This window comes from Streptomyces sp. WMMC940 (assembly GCF_027460265.1).
Classification (GTDB): domain Bacteria; phylum Actinomycetota; class Actinomycetes; order Streptomycetales; family Streptomycetaceae; genus Streptomyces.
Map to the genome: position 1 here is coordinate 904648 of NZ_JAPZBC010000001.1, position 26215 is coordinate 930862.

Annotated in this window: 18 protein-coding genes and 1 pseudogene; 12 read left to right on the top strand and 7 right to left on the bottom strand. The window is 71.9% G+C overall.

Annotation, left to right across the window (positions count from 1 at the left end; translation table 11 throughout):
• The first annotated feature begins 259 nt into the window (after positions 1–259).
• On the top strand, positions 260–1162 hold the full coding sequence (locus O7595_RS04105; protein WP_269732358.1) for a chitosanase: 903 nt from the start codon (positions 260–262) through the stop codon (positions 1160–1162).
• Here O7595_RS04105 and O7595_RS04110 read toward each other — a convergent pair.
• From O7595_RS04110 to O7595_RS04120, 3 genes are all read right to left on the bottom strand, one after another.
• Entirely contained in the window at positions 1134–2501 is a 1368-nt protein-coding gene (locus tag O7595_RS04110; protein ID WP_443071815.1) for an SDR family NAD(P)-dependent oxidoreductase, read from the bottom strand. The genes O7595_RS04105 and O7595_RS04110 overlap by 29 nt on opposite strands.
• Positions 2502–2694: 193 nt before the next feature.
• Complete coding sequence (locus O7595_RS04115; protein WP_269727353.1) at positions 2695–2961, bottom strand: WhiB family transcriptional regulator; 267 nt, start codon at positions 2959–2961, stop codon at positions 2695–2697.
• 146 nt (positions 2962–3107) lie between these two features.
• Positions 3108–3920 (bottom strand): VOC family protein, encoded by an 813-nt coding sequence (locus tag O7595_RS04120; protein WP_269727354.1) that lies wholly within the window; start codon positions 3918–3920, stop codon positions 3108–3110.
• 439 nt (positions 3921–4359) lie between these two features.
• On the opposite strand from O7595_RS04120, the gene O7595_RS04125 reads away from it, so the two are divergent.
• Positions 4360–4872, top strand: a complete 513-nt coding sequence (locus tag O7595_RS04125) for a hypothetical protein (protein WP_269727355.1) — start codon at positions 4360–4362, stop codon at positions 4870–4872.
• Between the two features lie 491 nt (positions 4873–5363).
• Here O7595_RS04125 and O7595_RS04130 read toward each other — a convergent pair whose 3' ends face one another.
• Positions 5364–6410, bottom strand: coding sequence for a multicopper oxidase domain-containing protein (locus tag O7595_RS04130; protein ID WP_269727356.1), 1047 nt, complete (start codon positions 6408–6410; stop codon positions 5364–5366).
• 180 nt (positions 6411–6590) lie between these two features.
• On the opposite strand from O7595_RS04130, the gene O7595_RS04135 reads away from it, so the two are divergent.
• Together O7595_RS04135 and O7595_RS04140 are read left to right on the top strand one after the other, a co-directional pair.
• Positions 6591–9083 carry a ThuA domain-containing protein gene (locus O7595_RS04135; protein ID WP_269727357.1) on the top strand — a complete coding sequence of 831 codons (2493 nt, stop codon included), beginning with the start codon at positions 6591–6593 and terminating at the stop codon, positions 9081–9083.
• Positions 9080–11296: an OmpL47-type beta-barrel domain-containing protein gene (locus O7595_RS04140; RefSeq protein WP_269727358.1), complete on the top strand. Its 2217-nt coding sequence runs from the start codon at positions 9080–9082 to the stop codon at positions 11294–11296. The genes O7595_RS04135 and O7595_RS04140 overlap by 4 nt, the downstream gene beginning before the upstream one ends.
• A gap of 87 nt (positions 11297–11383) precedes the next feature.
• Here O7595_RS04140 and ligD read toward each other — a convergent pair whose 3' ends face one another.
• Positions 11384–12502 carry a non-homologous end-joining DNA ligase gene (ligD, locus tag O7595_RS04145; RefSeq protein WP_269727360.1) on the bottom strand — a complete coding sequence of 373 codons (1119 nt, stop codon included), beginning with the start codon at positions 12500–12502 and terminating at the stop codon, positions 11384–11386.
• A gap of 52 nt (positions 12503–12554) precedes the next feature.
• Between ligD and O7595_RS04150 the strand changes: the two genes are divergently transcribed.
• The 4 genes and pseudogenes from O7595_RS04150 to O7595_RS04165 form a co-directional block, all read left to right on the top strand.
• On the top strand, positions 12555–13628 hold the full coding sequence (locus O7595_RS04150) for an ATP-dependent DNA ligase (RefSeq protein WP_269727361.1): 1074 nt from the start codon (positions 12555–12557) through the stop codon (positions 13626–13628).
• A 363-nt stretch (positions 13629–13991) separates the two neighbouring features.
• The gene (locus O7595_RS04155) at positions 13992–14249 is read left to right on the top strand and encodes a hypothetical protein (RefSeq protein WP_269727362.1); all 258 of its coding nucleotides are present in this window, start codon (positions 13992–13994) and stop codon (positions 14247–14249) included.
• A 167-nt stretch (positions 14250–14416) separates the two neighbouring features.
• Complete coding sequence (gene betT, locus O7595_RS04160; protein WP_269727363.1) at positions 14417–16543, top strand: choline BCCT transporter BetT; 2127 nt, start codon at positions 14417–14419, stop codon at positions 16541–16543.
• A gap of 20 nt (positions 16544–16563) precedes the next feature.
• Positions 16564–16773: pseudogene (locus O7595_RS04165) on the top strand (hypothetical protein); the annotation flags it as partial.
• A gap of 32 nt (positions 16774–16805) precedes the next feature.
• Here the strand turns inward: O7595_RS04165 and O7595_RS04170 are convergent.
• Together O7595_RS04170 and O7595_RS04175 are read right to left on the bottom strand one after the other, a co-directional pair.
• A complete protein-coding gene (locus tag O7595_RS04170; RefSeq protein WP_269727364.1) occupies positions 16806–17231 on the bottom strand; it encodes a YchJ family protein in 426 nt (141 codons plus the stop codon).
• A 138-nt stretch (positions 17232–17369) separates the two neighbouring features.
• Positions 17370–18875 carry a nucleobase:cation symporter-2 family protein gene (locus O7595_RS04175; RefSeq protein WP_269727365.1) on the bottom strand — a complete coding sequence of 502 codons (1506 nt, stop codon included), beginning with the start codon at positions 18873–18875 and terminating at the stop codon, positions 17370–17372.
• A gap of 927 nt (positions 18876–19802) precedes the next feature.
• On the opposite strand from O7595_RS04175, the gene O7595_RS04180 reads away from it, so the two are divergent.
• The 4 genes from O7595_RS04180 to O7595_RS04195 all read left to right on the top strand — a co-directional run bounded on the left by O7595_RS04180 (position 19803) and on the right by O7595_RS04195 (position 26065).
• Entirely contained in the window at positions 19803–21131 is a 1329-nt protein-coding gene (locus O7595_RS04180; protein ID WP_269727366.1) for a 6-phospho-beta-glucosidase, read from the top strand.
• A gap of 10 nt (positions 21132–21141) precedes the next feature.
• Positions 21142–24273, top strand: a complete 3132-nt coding sequence (locus O7595_RS04185; protein WP_269727367.1) for an alpha-mannosidase — start codon at positions 21142–21144, stop codon at positions 24271–24273.
• Between the two features lie 175 nt (positions 24274–24448).
• Positions 24449–24958, top strand: a complete 510-nt coding sequence (locus tag O7595_RS04190; protein ID WP_269727368.1) for a mycothiol transferase — start codon at positions 24449–24451, stop codon at positions 24956–24958.
• Positions 24959–25069: 111 nt separating this feature from the next.
• Positions 25070–26065 (top strand): pyridoxal-phosphate dependent enzyme, encoded by a 996-nt coding sequence (locus O7595_RS04195; RefSeq protein WP_269727369.1) that lies wholly within the window; start codon positions 25070–25072, stop codon positions 26063–26065.
• The last annotated feature ends 150 nt before the right edge of the window (positions 26066–26215 follow it).

Here is a 26215-nt window from a genome sequence, read left to right on the forward strand (position 1 = left end):
GCGACCTATCTCCGTCCGCCCCCGCCGCGTCCCGCGACGGGGGCGTTCGCGTCGCACGGGCCCGCCCGCACGGGCCGAGGGGTGGCCGTGGGATTCCGCCGCCGCGTTCAGGAGTCCCGCCGCCGCGTTCAGCAGGGACGGGCGTCGCGTTCAGCGGGGACGGGCGTCGGGCGGACGAGGGGCGCCCCGTAATCTGTGCGACGTGAAGCCCGCGACCCGAATCATCCTCATGGCCGCCCCCGTGGCCGTCGCCGTATCCATGATCCTCGGCGTCGGCAGCGAGGACGAGATCCCGCTCGCCGACCGGCCGCGGGAGGCGCAGAAGACGACGGCCCCCGCACAGAACCCGCTCAAGTCGGGCACGGCGGCCGAGCGGCGGGCGCTGGAGGCCAGGATCGCGAAGATGCCCGCGGGGCTCGCGGCTCCCGCCAAGAAGGAGATCGCCGCGAGGCTGGTGTCCACCGCCGAGCACTCCACCCTGAACTGGCGCGGCCAGTACGACGCCATCGAGGACCTCGGCGACGGCAACGGCTACACCGCCGGCATCATCGGTTTCTGCTCCGGCACCAACGACATGCTGCAGCTGGTCGAGGCGTACACCGCCGAACACCCTGACAACGGACTGGCCCCCTACCTCCCCGCCCTCAGGGAGGTCGACGGCACCGACTCGCACGAGGGGCTGGACCCCGGCTTCGCCGACGCCTGGGCCGCGGAGGCCGGGAAGCCGGCCTTCCGCGCCGCGCAGGACGCCGCCCGCGACCGGATCTACTTCGACCCCGCCGTCCGGCTCGCCAAGATGGACGGCCTCGGCACGCTCGGCCAGTTCATCTACTACGACGCGATGCTGCTGCACGGCCCGGGCCTCGAGCCCGACGGCTTCTACGGAATCCGCCAGGCGGCCATGAAGAAGGCCAGGACGGCCGCGGAGGGCGGCGCGGAGAAGAGGTACCTGAACGCCTTCCTCGACGAGAGCCGATCGGCCACGCGGGCCCGGACCGGTCCCGGTGCGCGCGACACCTCGCGCATCGACACGGCGCAGCGGGTGTTCCTGCGCAACGGGAACATGGGGCTGGCCGCACCGCTGGAGTGGCGGATGTACGGGGAGCCGTTCCGCATCCCGGTCGCGCCCGACGTCACCAGTCGGCCACCCGGTAGTCCTTGAGGAAGACCCCGGACACCGGCGCGCCCGCCTCGCCCCGCACGATCGGGTCGTACACGCGGGCCGCGCCGTCCACGATGTCGAGCGGTGTGCGGGTACCGGCAGCGGCGATCCGCGCCTTCCGCGGGGCCGGGTTCTCGTCGGTGATCCATCCCGTGTCCACGCTGCACATGTGCACGCCCTGCGCGGCGAGTTCGTGCGCACTCGTACGGGTCAGCATGTTGAGAGCCGCCTTCGCCATGTTGGTGTGGGGGTGGCCGCCGGTCTTGTTGCGCACGGCGAACCGCCCCTCCACGGCGGACACGTTGACGACGTAGCGGCGCGGACGCGGCGAGGCGAGCAGCAGCGGCAGCAGCCGGTCGCACAGCAGCGCCGGGGCGACGGCGTTGACGAGCTGCACCTCGAGGAGTTCGGCCGGGTCGAGCTCGCCGATGCGCGCGGACCAGGAGTTGGCGGCCGAGAGGTCGGGCAGCAGCCCGGCCTCGTCTGCGCCGGCGAGCACGAGGTCGAGCGAGGCGGACCGGCCGGCGGTGACGACCTCCGGCGCGTACCCGGGAGCGGTCAGCACTCCCGCCGGACGCTCCCCGCCCTCACCGGACGCGAGCAGCGCGTACGACTCCGGCGGCCGGCGTATCGTCTGTGCGGCGTTGTTGACGAGTATGTCGAGCGGCTCGCCGTCGGCCCGCAGCCGGTCGCACAGTCCGAGGACCTGGCGCGGGTCGCGCAGGTCGATCGCGACGACGGTGAGCCGGTCGATCCACTCCCCGCTGCCCGGCACGGCGTGGAAGCGGCGTACGGCGTCGTGCGGGAAGCGACTGGTGACCAGCACCTGCGCGCCGTCCCGCAGCATCATCAGAGCCAGTTGGAAGCCGATCTTCACCCGGCCGCCGGTGAGCAGGACCCGCCGGCCGGACAGGTCGGTGCGCAGCGACCGCCGCCCGGCGTTGTCGCTCGCGCAGGCGGGGCAGAGCCGGTGGTAGAAGGCGTCGGCCTGTCGGTACGGCGACTTGCAGACATAGCAGTGACGAGGCTTCAGGTACGTGCCCACCGTGCCGTGGCGCGACTCCAGCGCGGCATCCTCCCGCCGGTCGGGGGCACCGGTCGCGGTGGCGGCGGTGAGCAGGGCATCGGCATCGGAACGTGCCTTCCGGCGGGCCTTGCGGCGCTTGTTGCGGCTCTCCCGGGCGAAGGAGGCGGCGATCTCCTCGCCGCGCATCCGCACCGGATCCTCCAGCGGAAGGCCGCGCAGCCGTTCCACCAGGCGGCCGAGAGAGGCCAGTTCCTCGTCCGTGACCATGCCGTCCGACGCGGCCGGGGTCGTGCTCGGCGTCGTCGCGTACATCTGCTCCATGCGCAGGTGATCGTAGCCAGCGCCGGTCGGCGTCGGCATCCTGGTTTTCGCTCACCCGGGAGGCCACCGGGCCCCGCCGACGCCGTGGGCCGAGCCGCGAAGGCGGTCCGTCAGGGTCCGCCGCGCACGGCCCCGGCGTTGCGGACGGCCTCGCCCGCCGCGCAGGACCCGGCCGCCGCGGCCGCTACCCGTGGCGCCGGATCCCGGAGCGCCGCAGCCTGCCTCGCTCCTTCTCCGAGAGGCCGCCCCAGACGCCGAAGCGCTCGTCGTTGGCGAGTGCGTACTCCAGGCACGCCACACGGCCCTCGCAGGCGCCGCACAGCTGCTTCGCCTCGCGGGTGGACGAGCCGGGGGCCGGAAAGAAGAACTCGGGGCCGACCTGGGCGCAGAGGGCGGTCTCCTGCCAGGGGAAGGCCTGTTCGGGGGCGGGAGGAGTGCTGTTCATGGGCATGGAAGACAGGCTGCCCCGTGGTGATAAACGGCATGTCAATGAACGCTCAACGTCCTCGCTTCGGCCGGCCCCGGCCCCGTGGGGGGTGTGACGGAGGTGAGCATGCCGGGCGGATGGGCACGCCGCCCGGTCCGTGGACGGCGCGTTCACGCGGCGTTCGCCGCGCCCGCGCTCTTCACCGCGGTCTCGATCACCGCGAAGCGGGCTCCGTACGGATCCGCGACTTTCGCGATGCGGCCGACGTCCTCGAGGTCGATCGGCGGGGTGCGGACCGTACCTCCGAGGTCCTCCGCCTTCGCCGCTGTCGCGTCGGTGTCGGTGACCTCGAAGTACGGCAGCCAGTACGGTCCGTCCGCCGCCTCCACCGGGTCGGTCTCCAGCGGGACGAGGCCGGCGAACATCGCGTCCTCCCCCGCGCCGGCCGGGTTCACGGTGAGGTATGTGTCGCCACCGGGGACGGGCACGGCGAACTCGTCCCAGCCGAAGACGGAACGGTAGAACGCCAGGGCCGAGCCCGGGTCCGGGGTGCAGAGCTCGGCCCAGCACAGCGAGCCGGTCTCGTTCACGACGCCGAGCCCCTCGTTGGTGCCCGGCTGCCAGGTGGCGAAGCCCACTCCCGCCGGGTCGGTGAAGTGGGCCGTGCGGCCGAGGTCCCACACGTCCGCCGGTTCGCGGGTGACGGTGCCGCCGCCGTCCGCCACCCGTTCGGCGGTGTCGTCGGCGCTCGGCGACTGGAAGTAGAGGGTCCAGCCGGGCGCGCCCCGCTCCGGCGGCACGGTCATGACGCCCGCCGTGGTCCTCCCGTCGAGTTCGAACAGGCCGTAGCCGCCGGCCTCGGGACCCGGGGAACGGAACGTCCAGCCGAACAGGTCGCAGTAGAACGACGCCGCGCCCCCGAGGTCAGGGCTGCCGAGGTCGAGCCAGTTCGGGGAGCCGGTGAGATAGCGGGTGGTGAGCATGGGCGTCGCTCCTTCGTAGGGGACCGGCGGACCCGCCGCGGAACGTCCCGCGGCCTTCCCGGGCCGCGGCGTCGGGACCCGTCGTCGTGCCTCGTCCCTCGTGACCGTGCGACCGACCCCACCGAGTGTGCGCCCGCTCCCGATCCCCCGCACCCGGGGCGGCCACCGGGCCACCGCCCGTTCCGGGAGCAGCACCCCTTCCGTGGCAGCGCCCGGTAGCCGTCCGGGACGTGCGCGGACGCGGAGACGCAGTGGACGCCGCCGTGCGATCTGCCGGGATCGGCGAGACACTGCCGCGCCGCGAGGGAGAGGAGCGCTCGGGCGTTCTGTCCCGGAGTCGTCCCTGCGGCGTCGCCCTCCGTCCCGTGCGATCACTCGTGCCGGTGGTCCCGCCGTGTGGCCGCCGCGCAGCGGCAGTGCGCTGCGGCAGGGTGGACGGATGCACCCGCGCATCAGGCCCCTCACCCTCGCCGTACTCCTCGCCGCGACCGCCTGCGTCTCCGTGCCCGGGACGCCGCCGCCCCCGGCGCCCGGCCCCGCGCCGGCCGGAGCCCCCTCGCCCGCGTCCCTGTCCCCGGAACGCCCGGCCGAGCAGGCGCCGGCCCATGCCGAACTCGCCTCCACCGGACCGGAGAAGCCGCCGCGGCCCCGGCCCGCGGACGGCCGGGCCGGGGGCGACGGAAGGCGGGACGAGGCACGCGAGCCGGGCGGGGCGGACGCGCCGCGGGGGCGGGAGCGTCGTGCGGCGGTACCGGAGAAGCCGGCGCACGGCCGGCAGGGCGGCAAGGCCCGCGCGGAGGAGGCCCGTTCGCCGCACAAGCACAGGATGCACACGGGCGTACGACCGCCCCGGGTGCGGACGCACTACGACATGGGCGACCTGTGCCGTGCCTCGGACGGCGTGGCGGACCAGTCCCTCGTGGCCATGTGCCGAGCGAGCTACGGCCGCTGAGCGATCCGCGATGGGTGCCGGGCAGCCGGACGGAAGGCTCCTCGCCGCCCGCCAGAGCCCGTGGCCGGGCCCGTCAGGGCCCGCCGACCCCGGTGAGTGCGCGGCACCCGCGCGACCCGCCGGCCGCGCGGGTCCGCGACACCCGCGCGGGAGCCTCGTCCGCATTCCCCGCGCGGGCCGACCTCGGGGCCCGCCGTCGTTCCTGACGTCCGCCCCGCCCTCCGTACGACGCCGTTGCTTACGAACCCGTTCCGCTCCGAGCCCGTTCCTGCGAACCCGTGCCGTGCGTAGCCGGTTGCCGGCCAACACGTACCACTCCGAGTCCGCTCGGCTGGAAGCCCGGTCCCGCTTCGCTGCGTTCGCGTGCCCTCACTCCCCCTGCGCACGAACCCCGCCTCCGCACAAGGACGTTGCGGGACCGTACGGTGGACCGGTCCATGGCGCCGCGGACTTACCGGACCGGCGGACGCACAGCCGGCGCACTCGGGCGTTCAGTGCGCGTGCTCCACCGACGCGCCCGACGTGCCCCAATCGGAAGCACCTTTCGCCCCGTTCCTCCCGCCTGGTGACGCCGGGGCCGCCGGGTGGTGCGGATCGTGCCCGGGGATCGTGCCGTCCGGCTTGGCCACCAGGAACAGTCCCGCCATCCCCATGTCCGAGTGGCTCTGCACATGGCAGTGGTACATCCACGCGCCCGCGCCCACGCCCTCACCCGCGATGATCTGGAAGCCGAAGGAGTCCGCGGGTCCGGTGATCTTGTTGTCGACGATCCGGGACGGGTCGTCGGGTCCGGTCAGCAGACCGGTCCTGTTGTCCGCCCAGCGATGTCCGTGCATATGGAAGGTGTGGTAGTACTCGCCGTGCGTGATCATCACGATCTCCACCCGGTCGCCCACGGTCGCCCGGAAGTCCGGACTCTGGTGTCCCGGCCTGTTGTTGATCGTCATGTCGTTGAAGACGATCGTGAACTGCTTGTCCGGCAGCAGGTCGCCCTTCCTGCGCACCACGACCGGCCCGTAAAGCCCCTTGCGGATACCGCCGGTGCCGTGGTCCGTGCCCACCACATGGTCGTGGTAGTGCCAGTACCCCGCGCTGCCCGCTCGCCAGGTGCCGTCCTTGCGTCTGCCCGGGGCGTGGGTGCGCCAGGTGTAGGTGCGGGTGGCACCCGGTTCGACGTGGCTCCTGCTCGCCCGGGTGCCGTCGCTGGCGATGTCGTAGTCCACGCCGTGGACATGGAGGCCGGCCGGCACGTCCATGGTGTTCTCGAACTCGATGTGCAGGGTGTCCCCCTCGACGAGCTCGATCATCGGGCCGGGGACGGTCGCCCCGCCCTTCTCCAGGCCGTACCCCATCCGACCGTCCGCCAGTTTCTCGGCATACAGCTTGAGATGGCGTACCTGGCCGCCGGCCGGGGCGGTCCTCGGTGCTCCTTCCGCGGAGGTCGCGGCGGGAGCCGCGGCAATGGACAACGATGTCACACCGGTTGCCGCGACCGCGCCACCCGCCAGCAGGCGCCGGTTGAAGCTCCGTCGGTCCATGTGAACTCCCCAGTGCCGTAAGGAAAATCGGGTCGGGCCGGGCACACGGTAGTCGGCTGATCCTCGTTTCTCCACACCAAGGACAAAGTTCGTCGGATCGTGGCCGTGCCTATTGGCGGCACACCGAAAGAGGTCTACTTTCACGGCTGTTGCTGTGACCAATGAGGGGTGGGTGACCACATGCACCACGCACCACATCACCGGTCGAGAACGCGTCGCGGGACGGCGGCGGCACTGCTGGCCGGGGCGATGGCCGCCTCGCTGCTGGGCGGGACCACCGCGACGGCGAAACCCGCGCCGGATCCTCCGCTGTCCGGGGCGACAACGTTGTCCCCGCCTTCGCCACCGGGCGGCGCGAACGTACGGGTGCTCGTCTTCCATGCCTCGGCCGGCCAGGAGCCACCGACCGTCGACGCCGGGATCGCGGCCGTCGAGCAGATCGGGCTGACGGGCCCGGCTGTGGGCAGGTTCCGCACCGAGGCCACCGACGACGCGTCCGTCTTCACCGACGCCAGAAGGCTCGGCCGGTACAACGCCGTGGTGTTCCTGACCGGCGGCGGGGACGTGCTCGACCCCGAGCAGGAGGCGGGCCTGGAGGCGTACATGGAGGCGGGCGGCGGTTTCGTCGGCATCCACGACGCCGCTCGCACCGAGCCGTACTCGGACTGGTTCACGGGTCTCGTGGGTGCCCGGCCCACCACCTCGCCGGCCGCCGTCCAGCGCGCCGTCGTCGAGGTCGGCGACCGGCTCCACCCGGCGACCAAGAGCCTCCCACTGAACTGGAAGCGCCCCGACAAGTGGCTCAACTGGTCGGTGAACCCCTCCGGTTCGGTCCACACCGTGGCCCGGGTCAAGGAGAACACGTACCAGCCGGGCCAGGGCGCCAACGGCTGGGACCACCCCGTGTCCTGGTGCCGGGACTACGACGGCGGCCGCTCCTTCTACACCGCCATGGGCGGGACGGCCGACTCGTTCGCCGAGACGGACTTCCGGGACCATCTGCGCGGCGCGCTGGCCTGGGCCTCCCGCACCTCGCAGGCGGACTGCAAGGCCACCATCACCGCCAACTACACGGCCCAGCGGGTCACCCGACCCAACCAGCCCGGCCGGAACGACCAGATCGGCGAGCCCCACGGCCTGGTCGCGGCACCCGACGGGCGGATCCTGTACATCGGGCGCGGCGGCGCCGACTCGTCCCGGCCGGTCGTGACCGACTGGGACAACCCGGACATCGGCAAGGGCAAGGGCGAGATCCACGTCTACGACCCGAAGACGGGGAAGGTGACCCTCGCGGGCGCGCTCACGGTCTTCGGCAACAAGGGCGGCGGTGACGAGCTCACCAAGAACGAGGAGGGGCTTCTCGGCATCGAGCTCGACCCGGGGTTCCGGACCAACGGCTGGGTGTACCTCCACTACACACCGCACTCGCGGATCAACCGCGACACGCACATGGCGGAGCGGTACGTCTCCCGCTTCACCCTCGACCTCGCCACCAACAAACTGGACACGGCGAGCGAGAAGGTGCTGCTGAAGTGGCCGGTGCAGATCCACAGCTGCTGCCACGCGGGCGGTGGGATGGCCTTCGACTCCGAGGGCAACCTCTACATCGCCACCGGCGACAACAACTCGTCCGGCTTCAGCTCGGGTTACTCGGGCAACAACCCGCAGCCGAACTTCAAGGGCGTGTCCTTCGCGGACGCACGGCGCACCGCGGGCAACACCAACAACCTCAACGGCAAGATCCTGCGGATCCACCCCGAGGACGACGGGACGTACACCCTCCCCGAGGGCAACCTCTTCACCGGTGAGGAGCCGGACGAGGGCGGCGGCAAGACCCGTGGCGAGATCTATGTGATGGGTGTACGCAATCCGGCGCGGATCTTCGTCGACAGGACGACCGACATCCTGTACGCGGGCTGGGTCGGCCCGGACGCCGGTTCGCCGTCGACGACGTGGGGCCCGGCCAAGTACGACACGTTCGCCGCGATCACCAGGGCGGGCAACCACGGCTGGCCGTTCTGCATGGGCAACAACCAGCCCTACCGGGACCGCAATCTGCCCGACCCGAGCCGGCCGCTCGGCTGGTACGACTGCGCCGGGCCGAAGAACGAGTCGCCCAACAACGACGGCCTGGTGAACCTGCCGCCGGTGACGCCGAACACGATCTGGTACTCGCCGCAGGGCGGCGCGCCGGACTACCCGCGCGACGCCGCCGGAGTGCCCAGCTACAAGCCGGAGGAGCAGAAGCTGCTGCTGCCGTGGCTGAAGGGCGGCGGTCAGGCGACCATGAACGGCCCGGTGTACCGGTTCGACGACGCGAAGAGCGACCCTGCCGTGCGCTGGCCCGCGTACTGGGACGGCAAGTGGTTCGTGGGCGACTTCTACGACGGCGACCAGCCGCGGCACGCGGTCCTGACCGACCCGAAGACCGTCGGCAAGGGGGGACTGCCCGTGCACGCCGAGTCCCTGAAGAAGATCGTCCCGGTCGGCACGGACGGCATCCGCAACCTGATGGACTGGAAGTTCGCCCCGGACGGGTCGCTGTACGTCCTCGACTACGGTCGCGGCTTCTTCACCTCCGATTCCCGGTCCGCGCTGTGGCGCGTGACGTACAAGGGCGGCGGGCCGACCCCGGCCGCCGATCAGCTCGCGAGGAAGGCGGCGCACCGGTGAGACCATTCCGGCAGGGACAGCTCCGGCTGTGGACGGCGCTGCTGGGCGCGCTGGTGACGGTGCTCGGGCTGACCTCGACCGTCGCCTACGGGCGGGCCGGCGAACGGGAGGCGGACACGGCCGCGGCCCAGACGCTCACCTGGACGGCGGGGGACCCGATCGACCGCTATCTGTCGTTCCCGACGACCGCGGTGGCGGGCGCGACGACCATCGTCTTCGAGAACAGCCGGGCGACCGGAAACACCACCGGCATGCCGCACACACTGTCCTTCGACGTCTCGGACCCCGAGTACAACGACGACGTGCCGCTGAACATCCTGGCGAACCCCAACGACGACCAGGGCGGGAAGCACTCGGCCGAGGTCACGCTGTCACCGGGCCGGTACCGCTTCCACTGCACGATCCCCGGCCACGGCCAGATGCAGGGCGTCCTCACGGTGACCGACCCGGGCGGTGAGGACACGACGGCGCCCGAGACCTCCGCGAAGGTCGAGGGCGAGAAGAACGCCGACGGCGCCTACATCGGCCATGCCACGGTGACCGTGGCGGCGACCGACGCCGGTTCCGGCGTCGACACCGTCGAGTACGCGCTGGGCGCGGACGGGGCCTGGCAGCCCTACACCGCACCCGTCATGGTCCACGAGACCGGCACCCACAAGGTCCGCTACCGCGCCACCGACAAGGCCGGCAACACCGCCACCGAGAAGACCGTCGACTTCACCGTCGTCGCCCCGCCGACGGACGACATGACCCCGCCGGAGACCTCGGCGACGGTCAGCGGCGAGAAGAACGAGCAGGGCGAGTACCTGGGCATGGCGACGGTCACCGTGACCGCCTCCGACACCGGTTCCGGGGTCGGCACCGTCGAGTACGCGCTGGGCGCGGACGGGGCCTGGCAGCCCTACACCGCACCCGTCATGGTCCACGAGACCGGCACCCACAAGGTCCGCTACCGCGCCACCGACAAGGCCGGCAACACCGCCACCGAGAAGACCGTCGACTTCACCGTCGTCGCCCCGCCGACGCAGGACAGGACGCCGCCGACGACCGCGGCGACGGTGACCGGCAGCAGGAACTCGGACGGTGCGTACATCACCAGCGCCACGGTGACGGTGACGGCGGCGGACACGGACTCGGGGGTGGAGCGCATCGAGTACTCGCTGGACGCGGGCCCGTACCTGGCCTACACCGCGCCCGTGATCGTCGACCGGATCGGGTTCCACACCGTGCGGTACCGGGCGACCGACAAGGCCGGCAACACCTCCGAGGCGGGGGAGAAGTCCTTCACGGTCGCGGAGAGCGGTGGCGTCCCCGCCCCGAACTGCCCGGAGTACGACGAGCGGCTGACCGTGATCGTCGGCACCGTCGACACGGGGGTGCCGAACCGGGTCACCCGCTCCCGCTGCACGGTCAACGAGCTGATCGAGGACGAGAAGGACTGGAGCTCCCACGCCCTGTTCCTCAAGCACGTCGACGAGGTGCTGGACCGGTTGCTGGCCGACGGCGTGATCGACCTGCGCGAGCACAAAACGATCTACAAGGCGGCCAGGCAGTCCGGCATCGGCCAGCCGGGACAGACCAGCGGCTACCGCGACCTGTTCGACGGCACGGCCTCGTCGTTCGCCAAGTGGCAGCACGTGGGCGGCGGTTCGTTCGGCCTCAACGCCGACGGGTCCATGACCAGCGGCACCACCAGGGGTGGCCTGGGCATGCTGTGGTTCCCGCAGCGGCAGTACGGCGACTTCTCGCTGAAGCTCCAGTGGCGGGACGACGCTCCGGGGACCGGCAACGCCAACAGCGGTGTGTTCGTGCGCTTCCCGTATGTGCACGGCAACCCGGAGGAGCCGCGGCCGGAGTGGGTGGCCATCAAGTACGGCCATGAGGTGCAGGTCCTGGACCGGCCCGACGGCGACATGTACAAGACCGGTTCCGTCTACGGCTTCGACCGCGTCGGTCTCGGCGGGGCCGGGGTCACCCCCAAGGGCACCTGGAACGACTACGAGATCCGGGTGGAGGGGCAGCACTACTCGGTCCACCGCAACGGTGTCCTGATCAACGAGTTCGAGAACGGCGGCGGCCAGGAGTTCGTCCCGCCGCGCGGCGACGACCCGGGCACGGACGGGCGCCGGTACGCACAGGGCTACATCGGTCTCCAGGTGCACGGCACCACCGATGTGATCTCCTACCGCAACATCCGGGTGAAGGAGCTGTAGCCGACGCGGCCGCACGGACCCGGTTGCCCCACCGCCCACCGGACGGTGGGGCACCGGCGTGTGCGACGCACCGGGGCGGCGGCCGGTTCAGCCGCCGCCCTGGTCCTTCTCCCCCGTCCCTCCCTGCGTCCCCTCCCCGGCGCCGTCCCGCGTCTTCGCGGGCGCGCGCCCGGCCCGCTTCGCGGCGGGGCCGGCCGGGGCGTCCTTCTTCGCGCGGCTCGGCTGCACCCGCTTCGGCTCGCCGGGCATCTTCGGGTACTCCGGCGGGTACGGCAGATCGCCCAGCCCGTGCTCCGCCTCGTCGCGGCGGGCCAGCTCCAGCAGCGCCTCCAGGCCGAAGCGGCGGTCGTCCATGTCGGCGTGGACGTCACCGGCATCGGCGTAGCGCGTCCGCATCGTCACGATGTCGAAGTCCTCGGGGACGGCGTCGTCGATCTCCTCCCAGCGCAGCGGCGCGGAGACCGGGGCGTGGGGGCGGGGCCGCACGGAGTACGCGGAGGCGATGGTGCGATCGCGGGCGGTCTGGTTGTAGTCGACGAAGATCCGTGCGCCGCGCTCCTCCTTCCACCACCTGATGGTGACGTGGTCCGGCATCCTGCGTTCCAGCTGCCTCCCGCAAGCGATGGCGGCGCGCCGGACCTGGGTGAACGTCCAGCGCGGTTCGATGGGGACGAACACATGGAGTCCGCGTCCGCCGGACGTCTTGGGCCAGCCGCGCAGCCCGGCCGAGTCCAGGACGTCCCGCAGCTCGTGGGCGGCGCGGACGGCGTCGGCGTAGTCGGTGCCGGGCTGCGGGTCGAGGTCGATGCGCAGTTCGTCGGGGTGGTCGGTGTCCTCGCGACGGACCGGCCACGGGTGGAAGGTGACGGCGCCGAGGTTGGCGGCCCAGGCCACGGCGGCGGGTTCGGTCGGGCACATCTCGTCGGCCGACCGGCCGCTGGGGAACGTGATGTGGGCGGTGGGGATCCAGTCGGGGAGGTACTTCGGGGCGCGCTTCTGGAAGAACGACTCGCCGGTCACCCCGTCGGGGTAGCGCTCCAGGGTGGTGGGCCGGTCCCGAAGCGCACGGGTGATGCCGTCGCCGACGGCGAGGTAGTACTGGACCATGTCCATCTTGGTGTAGCCGCGTTCGGGGAAGTACACCTTGTCCGGATTGGACACACGGACGATCCGCCCGCCCACTTCCACTTCCACCGCTCCGGCCATGACCGTCAGCGTAGGCCGTGCCAGGAATCCGTGCATACCGGACAATCACTCTATGGATCTGCCGGTCATGCCCCCCGTGAAACCGATGCTCGCCAAGTCCGTGGCGAAGATCCCGCCCGGGATGCAGTACGAGGCGAAGTGGGACGGATTCCGTGCGATCGTCCACCGGGACGGCGACGAGGTGGTGATCGGCAGCCGCACCGGGAAGCCGCTGACCCGCTACTTCCCCGAGTTGGTCACGGCCCTGCGCGGCAATCTGCCGGAGCGCTGCGTCGTCGACGGCGAGATCGTGATCGCCCACGGGGGACGGCTGGACTTCGACCGGCTCACCGAGCGCATCCATCCGGCGGACTCCCGGGTGCGGATGCTCGCCGAGCGCACCCCGGCCAGCTTCGTGGCCTTCGACCTCCTGGCCCTCGGCGACGACGCGCTGCTCGACACCCCGCTGGCGGAGCGGCGCGCGCGGCTCGTGGAGGCGCTGGCGGGGGCGCGCGAACCGGTGCACATCGCGCCCGCGACGACGGACACCGCCGTCGCGGAGCGGTGGTTCGAGCAGTACGAGGGGGCCGGTCTCGACGGGGTGATCGCCAAGCCGCTGGATCTTCCGTACCGGCCCGACGCCCGACTGATGTACAAGGTCAAGCACGAGCGGACCGCGGACGTGGTCGTCGCCGGCTACCGCTTCCACAAGAGCGGACCGGTCGTCGGCTCGCTGCTGCTCGGCCTGCACGACGCCGGGGGCTCCCTGCAGCACGTGGGCGTCTGCGCCGCGTTCTCCATGAAGCGCCGCGAGGAGCTGGTGGCGGAGCTGGAGCCGCTGCGCCTGGCGGACGTGTCGGAGCACCCCTGGGCGCGCTGGGCGCAGGAGGAGGCGCACGAGTCGGCCCGGCTGCCCGGTGCGCCGAGCCGCTGGTCGGGCAAGAAGGACCTGTCGTGGGTGGCACTGCGGCCCGAGCGGGTGGTGGAGGTCGCGTACGACCACATGGAGGGGGACCGCTTCCGCCACACGGCTCAGTTCCGCCGGTGGCGGCCGGACCGCACTCCGGAGAGCTGCACGTACTCGCAACTGGACGAGCCGGTGCGCTACGACCTCTCGGAGGTCCTGTCGGCGCCGCCGTCGGGGTGAACCGGGGACCTCGAGTTCCGGAGGCGCAGGGTCCGCGCCCCACCGGGAGGCGGGCCCCGGTCAGCGGTACGGCGCCTCGACCTCCTCGGCGTACGCGCCCGCGACCGCGTACCGTCCGACCTCGAGCGACGGTGTCGGCATCCCGTGCTCCTCCGGTGAACCCCCGCGCGACGGCGCGGAGTTCGAGGATGGGCTCCGACCGGGGCAACTTACTCCCGAGTAAGGACAAATCGACGGTCGCGACCGAACGGTTTCCGCACAGAGACGTCCCGGCTGACGAACCGTGAAGCGCATCAGGTACGTATAGAGGAGAACACCACCCATGCCCGGCGACCCCGGAGCAACATCAACAAAGGACTCCACGTGACCGCGTCCAACCTCGTCCCCGTCCCGATTCCCGACGGTGTGGCCGCCCTGATCGGATCCTGCATGCCGCTCGGTGTGCTGCAGGCGGAGATCGACGCCGAGTGCGCGGCGCGCGAGGCCATGCGGTTCCGGGGGCCCCTCTGCGCCGAGGACCAGGCGGACCGCGAGCACGCCCTGGCCGCGCTGGCCCGGTCCAACAAGATCCTGGCCGCCTACAACCCGGGGCTGGTGGTACGCCCGGGCGGACCACGCTAGTCCGGGCGCCCAACGGCCCGGGGACAACCGATGCGGATCGGAACCGTGTCGGTGCCGGGTGGGTGGGACGGAGGAAGGGAGCCTGGACCACAGTGTGACCTGCCGCATCCGTGCGATCGCCCGGCTGCGCGGGGGCGGCGGTCCTGTGGAACAGGAAGGACGGGACGGTGGCGACCAAGGGAAACGGCGGCGACGGCGCCGACGAGGAGGGGACGGCGTCGGCGGACGCCGCGCCGGGAGAGACCAGGATGAAGCCGGTCGTCTTCTTCGGCTCCTCCGGACTGATCCTCGCGATCTCGATCTGGGCGATCGTCACCCCGAGGGGCGCCCAGCACGTCATCGGTGTCGTGGTGGACTGGATCTCCACCGGTTTCGGCTGGTACTACTTCCTCGCCGCCACCCTGTACCTGGCCTTCGTGGTGTTCATCGGCGCCTCCCGCTACGGAAACATCAAACTGGGGCCGAAGCACTCCACGCCCGACTTCGGTCTGTTCGCCTGGGGAGCCATGCTCTTCGCGGCCGGCATCGGGATCGACCTGATGTTCTTCGCCGTCTCGGGGCCCGTCAGCCACTACCTCGCGCCGCCGGAGGGCAGGGGGCAGACCGTGGAGGCGGCCCGTCAGGCCGTGGTGTGGACGCTCTTCCACTACGGCATCACCGGCTGGGCGATGTACGCACTGATGGGCATGGCGCTGGGGTACTTCGCCTTCCGCTACCGTCTGCCCCTCGCCATCCGTTCGGCGCTCTATCCCATCATCGGCCGGCGCATCCACGGCCGGATCGGTGACGCCGTGGACCTCGCGGCCATCATCGGCACGGTGTTCGGCATCTCGGTGTCGCTCGGAATCGGTGTGGTGCAGCTGAACTTCGGCCTCAGCTTCCTCTTCGACGTGCCCGAAGGCCTTGCCGCGCAGATCGGGCTGATCGTCGTCGCGGTGATCATGGCCACGGTGTCCGCGGCGGCCGGAGTCGACCGCGGCATCCGGCGGCTCTCCGAGCTCAACGTCGTGCTCGCCCTCGTGCTGCTGCTCTACATGCTGATCGTCACCGGCCCCGTCCCGCTGCTCAACCAGCTCATCCTCAACATCGGCGACTACGTCAGCCGCTTCCCCTCGATGACCCTGAACACCTTCGGCTACGACCCGCCGAAGGACTGGCTCAACGCCTGGACGCTCTTCTTCTGGGCCTGGTGGGTCGCGTGGGCGCCCTTCGTCGGGCTGTTCCTGGCGAGGATCTCCCGCGGTCGCTCGCTCCGCCAGTTCGTGCTGGCGACCCTGGTCATCCCGTTCGTGTTCACACTGACCTTCCTCTCCGTCTTCGGCAACAGCGCGCTGCAGGTGATCCGCGGCGGGAACGTCCGGTTCGGCGAGACGGCCATGGAGTTCCCCGAACAGGGCTTCTACGGGCTGCTCGCGCAGTACCCGGGGGCGGCGTTCAGCGCCGGGCTGGCCACCGTCGTGGGGCTGCTGCTCTACGTCACCTCGGCGGACTCCGGCGCGCTGGTGATGGGCAATCTCTGCTCTCACCTGCCCACCGCGGTGAGCGACTCGGCTCCTTGGCTGCGGATCTTCTGGGCGGGCGCCACGGGGCTGCTGACCCTGGCCATGCTCCTCGTCGGCGGCGTGGAGGCGCTCACCAGCGCGACCATCGTCATGGGCCTGCCGTTCTCGTTCGTGATGTTCCTCATCATGGCCGGCCTGTACAAGGCCCTCCGCCTCGAACGGATGCGTGACGACGCGCTGATCGCCACGCTGCCCGGGTCGCTGTCGGGACGGACGCACCGCGGACCCCTCGCCGAGCGGACCTGGCGGCAACGGATCGCACGGGCGATGGCGTTCCCCGGCCCGCGGTCAGCCGCACGGTTCATGGACGAGGTGTGCCGCCCGGCGTTCGAGAAGGTGGCCGAAGAACTGCGGACCCAGGGTGCGCGGACGACCGTCACCGAGGAGACCGACGAGGCGACCGGCGTCCCCCGGCTGGAGCTGCGGGTCCGGATCGGCGGCAAGGAGGGGTTCGTCTACGGACTGGAACCGCTGGAGACGCTCACTCCCCAGTTCGCGACCCGGTCGGTCTCCACCCACGACACCTATCTGAGGTTCGAGGTGCGGCTCGCCGAGGGCAACCAGGGCTACGACGTGATGGGGTACACCGAGGAGCAGCTCATCGGCGACATGCTCGACCAGTACGAGAGGCATTTCGAGTTCCTGCGCCTGCACCACGAGGCCACGGCCGGCTCCGCGCTGCCCGGTCACCGCCCGGACACGGCCGAGCACGGTCCGGACCGGGAGGGCTGACCCGCTGGCGGGAATCTGTTGACGCCTGGCTGATCGTCTCGATCGTGCTCACCGCAGGGGCCGCCGCCGTACTGGCCGCGCCGGTGCTCCCCCGGCAGACCGCGGTGCCGGAAGGGCCCGCGGTGATCGCGGACACCAAGCGGCTCGCGATGCACACGGGTGTCTTCAGCCTGCTGGGGGCGGTCGTCACCGCGCTGATGATCGTGCGACCGGGCTCGACGACGGCGTCTGACGGACTGTCGGCCGGCCGGGGCCGCGTCGGTCACTCCATGAAGGTGCCGTTCACGTACACCCAGGCGCCGTCGTGCCGTTCGAAGTGGCTGCGCTCGTGGAGCTGTCCGGGCTCCCCGCCGTGGGTGTAGCGGGCGACGAAGGTGACCGTGCCGGTGGTGTGGAACATGCTGCCCTCGGTGGTCTCCCGGATCTCCAGACCGGTCCAGCGCGTCGCGGGATCGAACTCCACACCGCTCGGCCGGTGGTCGGGATGCCAGGTGCGCAGCAGATGGCCCTCGTCGCGGACGACGAAGGCGGAGTAGCGGGAGCGCATCAGCAGTTCCGCCGTCGGGGCGGTGGACCGCCCGGTGTGGAACCTGCCGCAGCAGGCTCCGTACGCGGCGGGCAGTCCGCAGGGACAGGGCGAACCGTCGGTGACGGTGGGCTGCGGGGGGCGGGAGGTGCGTCGGGCCATGGGGCCATTGTGTCGCGCGGGGCGGCGCGCCGGGTGTCTCACCGGGCGAACGGGGCCCGCGCGGCGCCTCCGCCAGGACGGCAGTGACCCCGGCCGGACCGCGGTCCGGCCGGGGCACCCCTCGGGAGGTCCGGGAAGTCAGACGGTCGGCGCGGGAGCGGCGTCGTCCTCCGCGCCCTCCGCGCCCTCCGCGCCCTCCGTGTTCTCCGCGTTCTCCGCGTCCTCCGCGTCCTCCGTGTTCTCCGCGTCCCCTGTCGTCTCGATGGGGGTGACCACCACGGGCGTCTTGTCCTCGGCGAGCCCGTTGAAGATCAGGTTCAGTACGATCGCGGACGTCGCGCCGAGCGTGACGCCGCTGTTGAGCAGAGAGGCGAGGTCGGCGTCCATGTGCTCCTTGAAGAGCACCGGGACGGTGGCCGGCAGCAGCGCGAAGGCCAGGGACACACCCACGACGAGCGCGTTCTTCTCCTCCTTCAGGTCGGCCTTGGCCAGCGTCTGGATACCGGCCAGGGCCACCATCGCGAACATCACGGTGGCCGCGCCGCCGAGTACCGCGTGCGGCACCGAGGCGACGACTGCGGCGGCCTTCGGGAGCAGGCCCAGAACCATCATGAACACACCGGCGGCCACCACGACGAAGCGACTCTTGACCTTGGTCATTCGAACAAGTCCGACGTTCTCAGCGAATGCCACGTAAGGGAAGGAGTTGAGGACGCCTCCCAGGGCCGTGGCCGCTCCGTCCGCGCGCAGGGCACGAGCCACGGTTTCACTGTCGACCTCCTTGTCGACGATGTCACCGACCGCGTACGTGTCGCCCGTCGTCTCGACCATGGTGATCAGCATGACGATGAGCATGAGAAGGATCGGGAGCCACTGGAACTGAGGCATACCGAAGTGGAACGGCGTCGTGACCCCGACCCAGTTCGCCTTGCCCACCTCCGAGAAGTGCGCGTCCCCGAGCAGGAAGGCCACGGCGGTGCCGCCGACCAGGCCGAGCAGGATGGCGATGCTGGAGAGGAACTGCCTGCCGACCTTCATCAGGACGAGGATGAAGAGCATCGTGCCGCCGGCATAGGCGAAGTTCCTGGGGTCACCGAAGTCCGGACTGCCGAGTCCGCCCGCCGCGTCGTTCAGGCCGACCGGGATCAGCACGATACCGAGAACCGTGATCACCGTGCCGGTCACCACCGGCGGGAACAGCCGCATGACCGACCGGAACGCCCTGGCGGGCAGCCAGGCGAACGCGAAGGTCGCCAGACCGGCCGTGATCACGGCACCGTAGATCACCAGCAGGGCCGCCGTGCCGCCCCCCGCGCCCATGCCGATCGCGATCATCGGCGACACCGCGGTGAAGGTCACGCCCTGGATGAGCGGCAGCCGCGCACCGATCCGGCCGATTCCCCACGCCTGGATGATGGACGCGATACCGCAGGTGAACAGGTCTGCGTTGATCAGGTAGACCAGTTGCTCGGCACTGAGCCCCAGCGCACCGCCGACGATGATCGGAACGATCACCGCGCCGGCATAGAAGGCCAGTACGTGCTGGAATCCGTAGAGCGCCAGCTTGGAGACGGGGAGCACCTCGTCGACCGGATGGGGGCTCTGCTCCTTGCGACCGGGGAGCTGAACGGCGAAACGTGCCATCTCTGCCTTGCCCTTCAAGAGGTGTGATGGGGAAGAGTTCTGGTTGTCCCTGGTCCGGCGTGCGGTCGGCGGAGTCAGGGTTGTCAGTGCGGTCACGCCGTCGAGGCCTTACTGGTGACGGCAGCAGCGTCTCGTCGTGTGTCCGAATAGAACCCCTGTATGGCACCGCACGAGAATTGGCGACATGCACAAAGTGTTGACGGCGACGCCGCGTGGTTTTGTAGGTTCGCCCAATGACGGCGGACGGCGCGAGCGCGTGCGCAGGCCCCGGCCCAGGTCCACCGGGGCCTGTCGCCAGGGCGGGGCGCCGGCACGCGACGGCCTCCGGCCGAGTGCTGCGGGACTCGCCCGGTCACGCAATGGTGCCGGTGAAGCCGAACTCCTCCAGTGCGGCTCGGGTTTCGCTGCTGTCGTGGCCGCCGTCCAGGCCGGGGTCGACGTCCTCCGGGAGCGGTCGGGCCTGGTCCTTCACCCCCTCGAACGGTGACGCGAGCAGGGGTGAGTCCTGGCGGTCGGCCCGGCGGAGACCAGACCGGCGGAACACCGCGGGCTCGGGAGGCCACCGAGCGTTTCAGGCCATGCTTGCCGGGTCGACCGGCTGGAGCCCACGGCGAGGCCGAAGCCCGTCGGAAGGCCCCGGGCAGGACGGCACTCCCGGGGGCCGCGACAACATCCTGCATTTACCGACAGTCACCAACAGGTCCGGCGCCGGCCCAGGCCCGGGGGGCCCGCCGGGGGGTTCTCGCGCGAATGCCGCCGAGGTGACAGCGTTGTGGGCAGAAGAGGGCAGAAGAGGTCAGGAGTGCCCAGGACACGGCGGAAGAGGCCGGCGAGGTACGGCGGTGGCCGCCCTTCCGGCAGTGCGGCGCCTCGGCGACGCGGGAGCCGCAGGGGCGCGCGGACGTACGGCGGCAGGAAGGTCGCGGGATGAGACTGACGGTTCTGGGCGGCGGAGGCTTCCGCGTGCCGCTGGTGTACGGCGCGCTCCTCGGCGACCGCGAGGAGGGCCGGGTCACCCGGGTCACCCTCCACGACGTGGACGGGTCCCGGCTCCGCGCCGTCGCCACCGTGCTCGCCGAACAGGCCGCCGCGGTGCCGGACGCACCCGCCGTCGAGGTCACCACCGATCTCGACGAGGCGCTGCGCGGCGCCGACTTCGTGTTCTCCGCGATCCGCGTCGGCGGACTGGAGGGGCGCGCGGCGGACGAACGCGTGGCGCTCGCCGAGGGCGTGCTGGGCCAGGAGACGGTCGGCGCCGGGGGCATCGCCTTCGGGCTGCGGACCGTGCCGGTCGCCACGGACATCGCCCGCAGGATCGCCTCGCTCGCGCCCGACGCCTGGGTCATCAACTTCACCAACCCCGCGGGGCTCGTCACCGAGGCCATGTCCCGGGTGCTCGGCGACCGGGTCATCGGGATCTGCGACTCACCGGTCGGGCTCGGCCGGCGCGTGGCGCGGGCGCTGGGCGCCGACCCCGGCCGGGTGGGGATGGACTACGTCGGCCTCAACCACCTGGGGTGGCTGCGCGGACTGCGGGTGGCCGGCAAGGACGAACTTCCGCGTCTGCTGGACGACTCCGAGGCGCTCGGCTCCCTGGAGGAGGGCAGGCTGTTCGGCGCGGACTGGCTGCGCTCGCTGGGCGCGATCCCCAACGAGTACCTGCACTACTACTACTTCAACCGCGAGACCGTGCGCGCGTACCGGCGGGCGGAACGCACCCGGGGGGCCTTCCTCCGCGACCAGCAGGCAGGCTTCTACGCCGAACCGTCCCTGAGGCGCTGGGAGTCCACCCTCGCCGAGCGCGAGGCGACGTACATGGCCGACAACCGCGAGGCGTCCGGCGCGGGCGGACGGGCCGACGAGGACCTGGAGTCGGGCGGGTACGAGCAGGTCGCGCTGGCCCTGATGCGCGCGGTCGCCCGTGACGAGCGCGCCACGCTGATCCTCAACGTCCGCAATCGCACGACCCTTTCCGTGCTCGACGCGGACGCCGTGGTCGAGGTGCCCTGCCTCGTGGACGCCGGCGGCGCCCACCCGTACGCCGTCGACCCGCTGCCGGGCCACGCCACCGGTCTGGTCACCGCGGTGAAGGCCGTCGAACGGGAGGTCATGACGGCCGCGGAGAGCGGGTCCCGCTCCGCCGCCGTGCGGGCCTTCGCCCTGCATCCCCTGGTCGACTCCGTCACCGTCGCCCGCCGCCTGCTGGACCGGTACACCGCCGTACACCCCGGTCTCGCCCACCTCAACCGGAAGTAGGTGCTGAGAGATGCACGACGAACGGCACAGGATCGAGCAGCGCGTCGCGCGCGTACTGGAGCAGCGCATCCGGCCGGTGATCCACGCGGACTCCGTGCCGCTGACCGTGGCGGCCTGGCAGGTGCCGGACGAGCCCGTGCCGTTCGAGGAGGCGCGGAAGGCCCCCTACGAACCGTTCGCCCCGGGCACCGCGTGGGGTCCGCCGTGGGGAACCACCTGGTTCCGGGTGGCCGGCGACGTGCCCGCCCAATGGGCGGGCCGGCGCGTGGAGGCCTGGTTCGACCTCGGGTTCACCAGTGGCTGGCCGGGCAACCAGGCCGAGGCGCTCGTCCACCTCCCGGACGGCACACCCGTGAAGGCCGTCAACCCGCAGAACCAGTACGTGCCGATCTCCTCACCCGCGACGGGCGGCGAACGGGTCGCCTTCCTGATCGAGGCCGCCTCCAACCCGGACATCCTCAAGGACCGCTTCCGCTCCCCCACCCCCATGGGCGACAAGCGCACCGCGGGCAGCGCGCCGCTCTACACCTTCGCGCGGGCCGATCTCACCGTGCTCGACGAGGACGTCTGGCACCTGTCGCTCGACATGCAGGTGCTGCAGGAGCTGATGCTGGAACTCGGCGAGCACGAGCCGCGCCGCCACGAGATCATGTACACCCTGGAACGGGCGCTGGACGTGCTGGACCTCGACGACGTGCCGGGGACGGCGGCCGGTGCCCGCGACGTCCTCGCCGAGGCCCTCGCCCGGCCCGCCCACGCCAGCGCGCACACCCTGTCGGCGGTGGGGCACGCCCACATCGACAGCGCCTGGCTGTGGCCGATCCGGGAGACCAAGCGGAAGGCGGCCCGGACGTTCTCCAACGTCACCTCGCTGGCGAGGGAATACCCCGAGTTCGTCTTCGCCTGCTCGCAGGCGCAGCAGTACGCGTGGGTGCGGGACGGCCACCCGCAGGTGTGGGCCGGGATCAAGGAGGCGGTGGCGAAAGGGCAGTGGACGCCCGTCGGCGGCATGTGGGTGGAGGCGGACGGCAACCTGCCCGGCGGCGAGGCGCTGGCCCGGCAGCTCGTGCACGGCAAGCGCTTCTTCCTCGACGAGCTGGGCGTCGAGACGCACGGGGTGTGGCTGCCGGACTCGTTCGGCTACACGGCGGCCTATCCGCAGCTCGCCAAGCTCGCGGGAATGAGCTGGTTCCTGACGCAGAAGCTGTCCTGGAACCAGACCAACAAGCTGCCCCACCACACCTTCTGGTGGGAGGGCATCGACGGCTCGCGGATCTTCACCCACTTCCCGCCCGTCGACACCTACAACGTGGTCTTCTCCGGGCGGGAGATGGCCCATGCGGTGCGCAACTACCAGGACAAGGGGCGCGGTACGCGGTCGCTGGCGCCGTTCGGCCACGGGGACGGCGGCGGCGGACCCAACCGGGAGATGCTGGAGCGGGCCCGCCGGCTGGCGGACCTGGAGGGTTCGGCGAAGGTCGTCGTCGAGCACCCGGACGCCTTCTTCGAGGCGGCGCGGGCGGAGTACGCGGGCCACGCCGACGCCCCGGTGTGGTCGGGCGAGCTGTACCTGGAGCTGCACCGTGCCACCTTCACCTCCCAGGCCCGCACCAAGCAGGGCAACCGCCGCAGTGAACACGCACTGCGCGAAGCCGAGTTGTGGGCGACGGCGGCTGCCCTGCACGTGCCCGGGTACGCCTACCCCCACGCCGCGCTGGACCGGTTGTGGAAAACGGTGCTGCTGCACCAGTTCCACGACATCCTGCCCGGCTCGTCGATCGCCTGGGTCCACCGGGAGGCCGAGGCGGAGTACGCCCGGGTCGCGAAGGAACTGGAGGCGCTGACCGCGCAGGCCCTGGAGGCCGTGAGCGGAGCCGGCCGGGTCGAGCCGTGGGCGTACAACGCGGGGCCCCGGGACCGGGCCGAGGTCGTACGGGTGCCGTCCGTCCTGGCCGACGTCCTCGACCCGGGACTGCCGAGGCTGTCCGACGGCTCCGCCCCCGTGACCGTGGAGGTCCCGGCCTCCGGCTCGGCCCGGATCGTCCCGCGGGCCCCGGCGCAACCGCCGGTCAAGGTGACGAACCGGGCCTTGGACAACGGGCTCGTACGGGTCGAACTCGCCGACGACGGCACCTTCACCTCCGTACGCGACCTCGTCGCCGGCCGGGAGGTGCTGCCGCCCGGCGGCAAGGGCAACCTGCTGCGGCTGCACAGCGACCTCCCGAACCACTGGGACGCCTGGGACATCGACAAGCACTACCTGGCCCGCTACACCGACCTGCTGGAGGGGGCCACGATCAGGATCGCCGACGACAGCCCGCTGCTCGGCGCGCTGCGCGTGGAGCGGGTCTTCGGCCGGGGCTCGCGGATCGTGCAGACCGTCACCCTGCGGGCCGGCAGCCGCCGTGTCGACATCGACACCGAGATCGACTGGCACGAGGCGGAGAAGATCCTCAAGGCCTCTTTCCCGGTCGACGTGCACGCGGAACGCTCCACCGCGGAGATCCAGTTCGGCCATGTCCACCGCCCCACCCACACCAACACCAGCTGGGAGGCGGCCCGTTTCGAGGTCTACGGCCACCGCTGGGTGCACATCGGCGAGAACGGCTACGGCGTCGCGGTCCTCAACGACTCGACGTACGGGCACGATGTGACGCGCACGACGCGGGAGGAGGACGGCGGCACGACCACGACCGTCCGGCTGAGTCTGGTCCGCGCGCCCCGCATCCCCGACCCCGAGGCGGACCAGGGCCCGCACCGCTTCACGTACGCCCTGCTGCCCGGCGCGACGATCGAGGAGGCGATCGCCGAGGGGTACGCGCTGAATCTGCCGCTCCGGATCGGCCCGGGCGGTGCCGCGGTGCCGCCGGTGGTGACGACGGACGGTCCCGCGGTCGTGGTGGAGGCCGTGAAGCTGGCCGACGACGGCTCGGGGGACGTCGTCGTCCGGCTCTACGAGTCGCTCGGCGGTCGTGCGGCGACGGTACTGCGCACAGGGTTCCCGGTCACGGGCGCGGTCCTGACGGACCTGCTGGAGCGACCGCTGGAGGGTCCGCCGCTCGCGGTCGAGGACGACGGAGTGGCGCTGGGGCTGCGGCCGTTCCAGATCGTCACGGTGCGGCTGAGGCGCGGAGGCGGATGAGACAGGGCCAGGGGCGGGCGAGGCGCCTCGGCCGCGGTTGCGGTCGAAGCACCGCGACGGCGGGCGAGGCGCTGCGGCGGCCGGTTCGGGCGGTGCGCCAGGAGTGGGCGGCGATGGGGGTGGCGGCCCGCGTGTCGAGGACGGGCGTGCGGTGAGGCCGGGATTGACTCGCCGTATGAACAGCGCGGCACTGCTGGAAGACGCCTTCGGACGGATCCGGGAGGCGGTGCACGACGCGGTCGGGGGGTGCGGCCCGGACCTCCTCCACGCCCGCGTCGGCCCCGGGGCGAACACCATCGCGTGGCTGGTGTGGCACCTCACCCGGGTCCAGGACGACCATGTGGCGGACGCGGCGGGACGGGAACAGGTATGGCTCTCCCAGGACTGGGAGAGCCGTTTCGGGCTGCCGTTCCCCCCGGACGCGACCGGCTACGGCCACACCCGGGCCCAGGTGGCGAAAGTGCGGGTGGAGTCGCCCGACCTGCTGCTGGGCTACCACGACGCCGTCCACGCGGAGACGGTGGCGTTCGTCAGGGGTCTGACGAACGCCGCTCTCGGCCGGATCGTCGACGAGTCGTGGTCCCCGCCGGTGACGGTGGGCGTGCGGCTGGTGAGCGTCATCTCCGACGATCTCCAGCACGCGGGGCAGGCGGCGTTCGTCCGGGGGGCGCTGGAGCGGGGTTGAGGAGGCGGTGCCCGGGGGCGTGGGACGGGGCCGGTGTGCCCCGGGGGCGGGCCGCCGCGACACGGGGGCCCGGCGCCGGCCCGCGGAGCACCAAGGGTGACGATGGTGAGCATGACCTCCGCAAGCGGCGCTCCGCAGCCCGTCCCGCTCGGCACCTGGCCGACCCCGCTGGAACCCCTGCCCGGGCTCGCCCATGCGCTCGGCCTCGGCCCTGACGACCTGTGGATCAAACGCGACGACCTCACGGGCCTGGGCGGCGGCGGGAACAAGATCAGAAAGCTCGAGTGGCTCTGCGGGCAGGCCGTGGCGGCAGGCGCCACCCACCTGGTGACCACGGGCGCGCCGCAGAGCAACCACGCCCGGCTGACCGCGGCCGCCGGCGCCCGCCTGGGGCTGGAGGTCGTCTTGGTGCTCGCCGGCACCCGGGACGCGTCGGCCGGCGGAAACCTGGCGTTGGACGGCCTGTTCGGCGCCACTGTCGTCTGGGCCGGTGACGTCCGGTCGGACGCGCTCGCGACCGCGGCCCGGGAGGTGGCCGAGCTGCTCCGGGCCGACGGCGCGGTCCCGGAACTCGTCCCGTTCGGCGGCTCCAGCGTCCTCGGCGCACGCGGCTGCACGGCCTGCGGACGCGAACTCCTCGCCCAGGCACCCGACCTGACGACCGTGGTGGTGGCCCTCGGCTCCGGCGGCACGATGGCCGGCCTCGTGGACGCGCTCGGTCCGGACCGCGTCCTCGGCGTCCACTGCGGCGCCGTACCCGACCCGGCCGCCCGCGTCTCGGCGTTCGCCTCCGGCCTGGCGGGCCACGACGTCGCCGCGGAGACCCTGCGGCTGAGGCTGGACCAGGTCGGTGCGGGCTACGGCGCGCTGACCGCGCCGGTGTCGGCCGCCCTGAAGCTCACGGCCCGCACCGAGGGCATCGTCCTCGACCCCGTCTACACCGGCCGCGCCATGGCCGGTCTGATCGCGGCCGTACAGGACGGCGACATCGCCCCCGGCGAGCGTACGGTCCTCCTCCACACCGGCGGTCTGCCGGGCTTCTTCGGCCACCCGGCGGCACTCGCGGCGGCCGAGGCGGGACTGGCGGCGGGATCCGCGGCGCCGTAGCGGCGAGCGGAGTCGGCACGACCGCGCGGGACCGGTGGGTTGCGCAGGCGCGCGAACGTACCGGTCCGGTCAGGGTGCCCCCGGATGTTCCCTGCCGGGCGGCCGGGCGGGCCGGAAGTCGGATGCGAACGACGTCGTGGCGCCGATCGG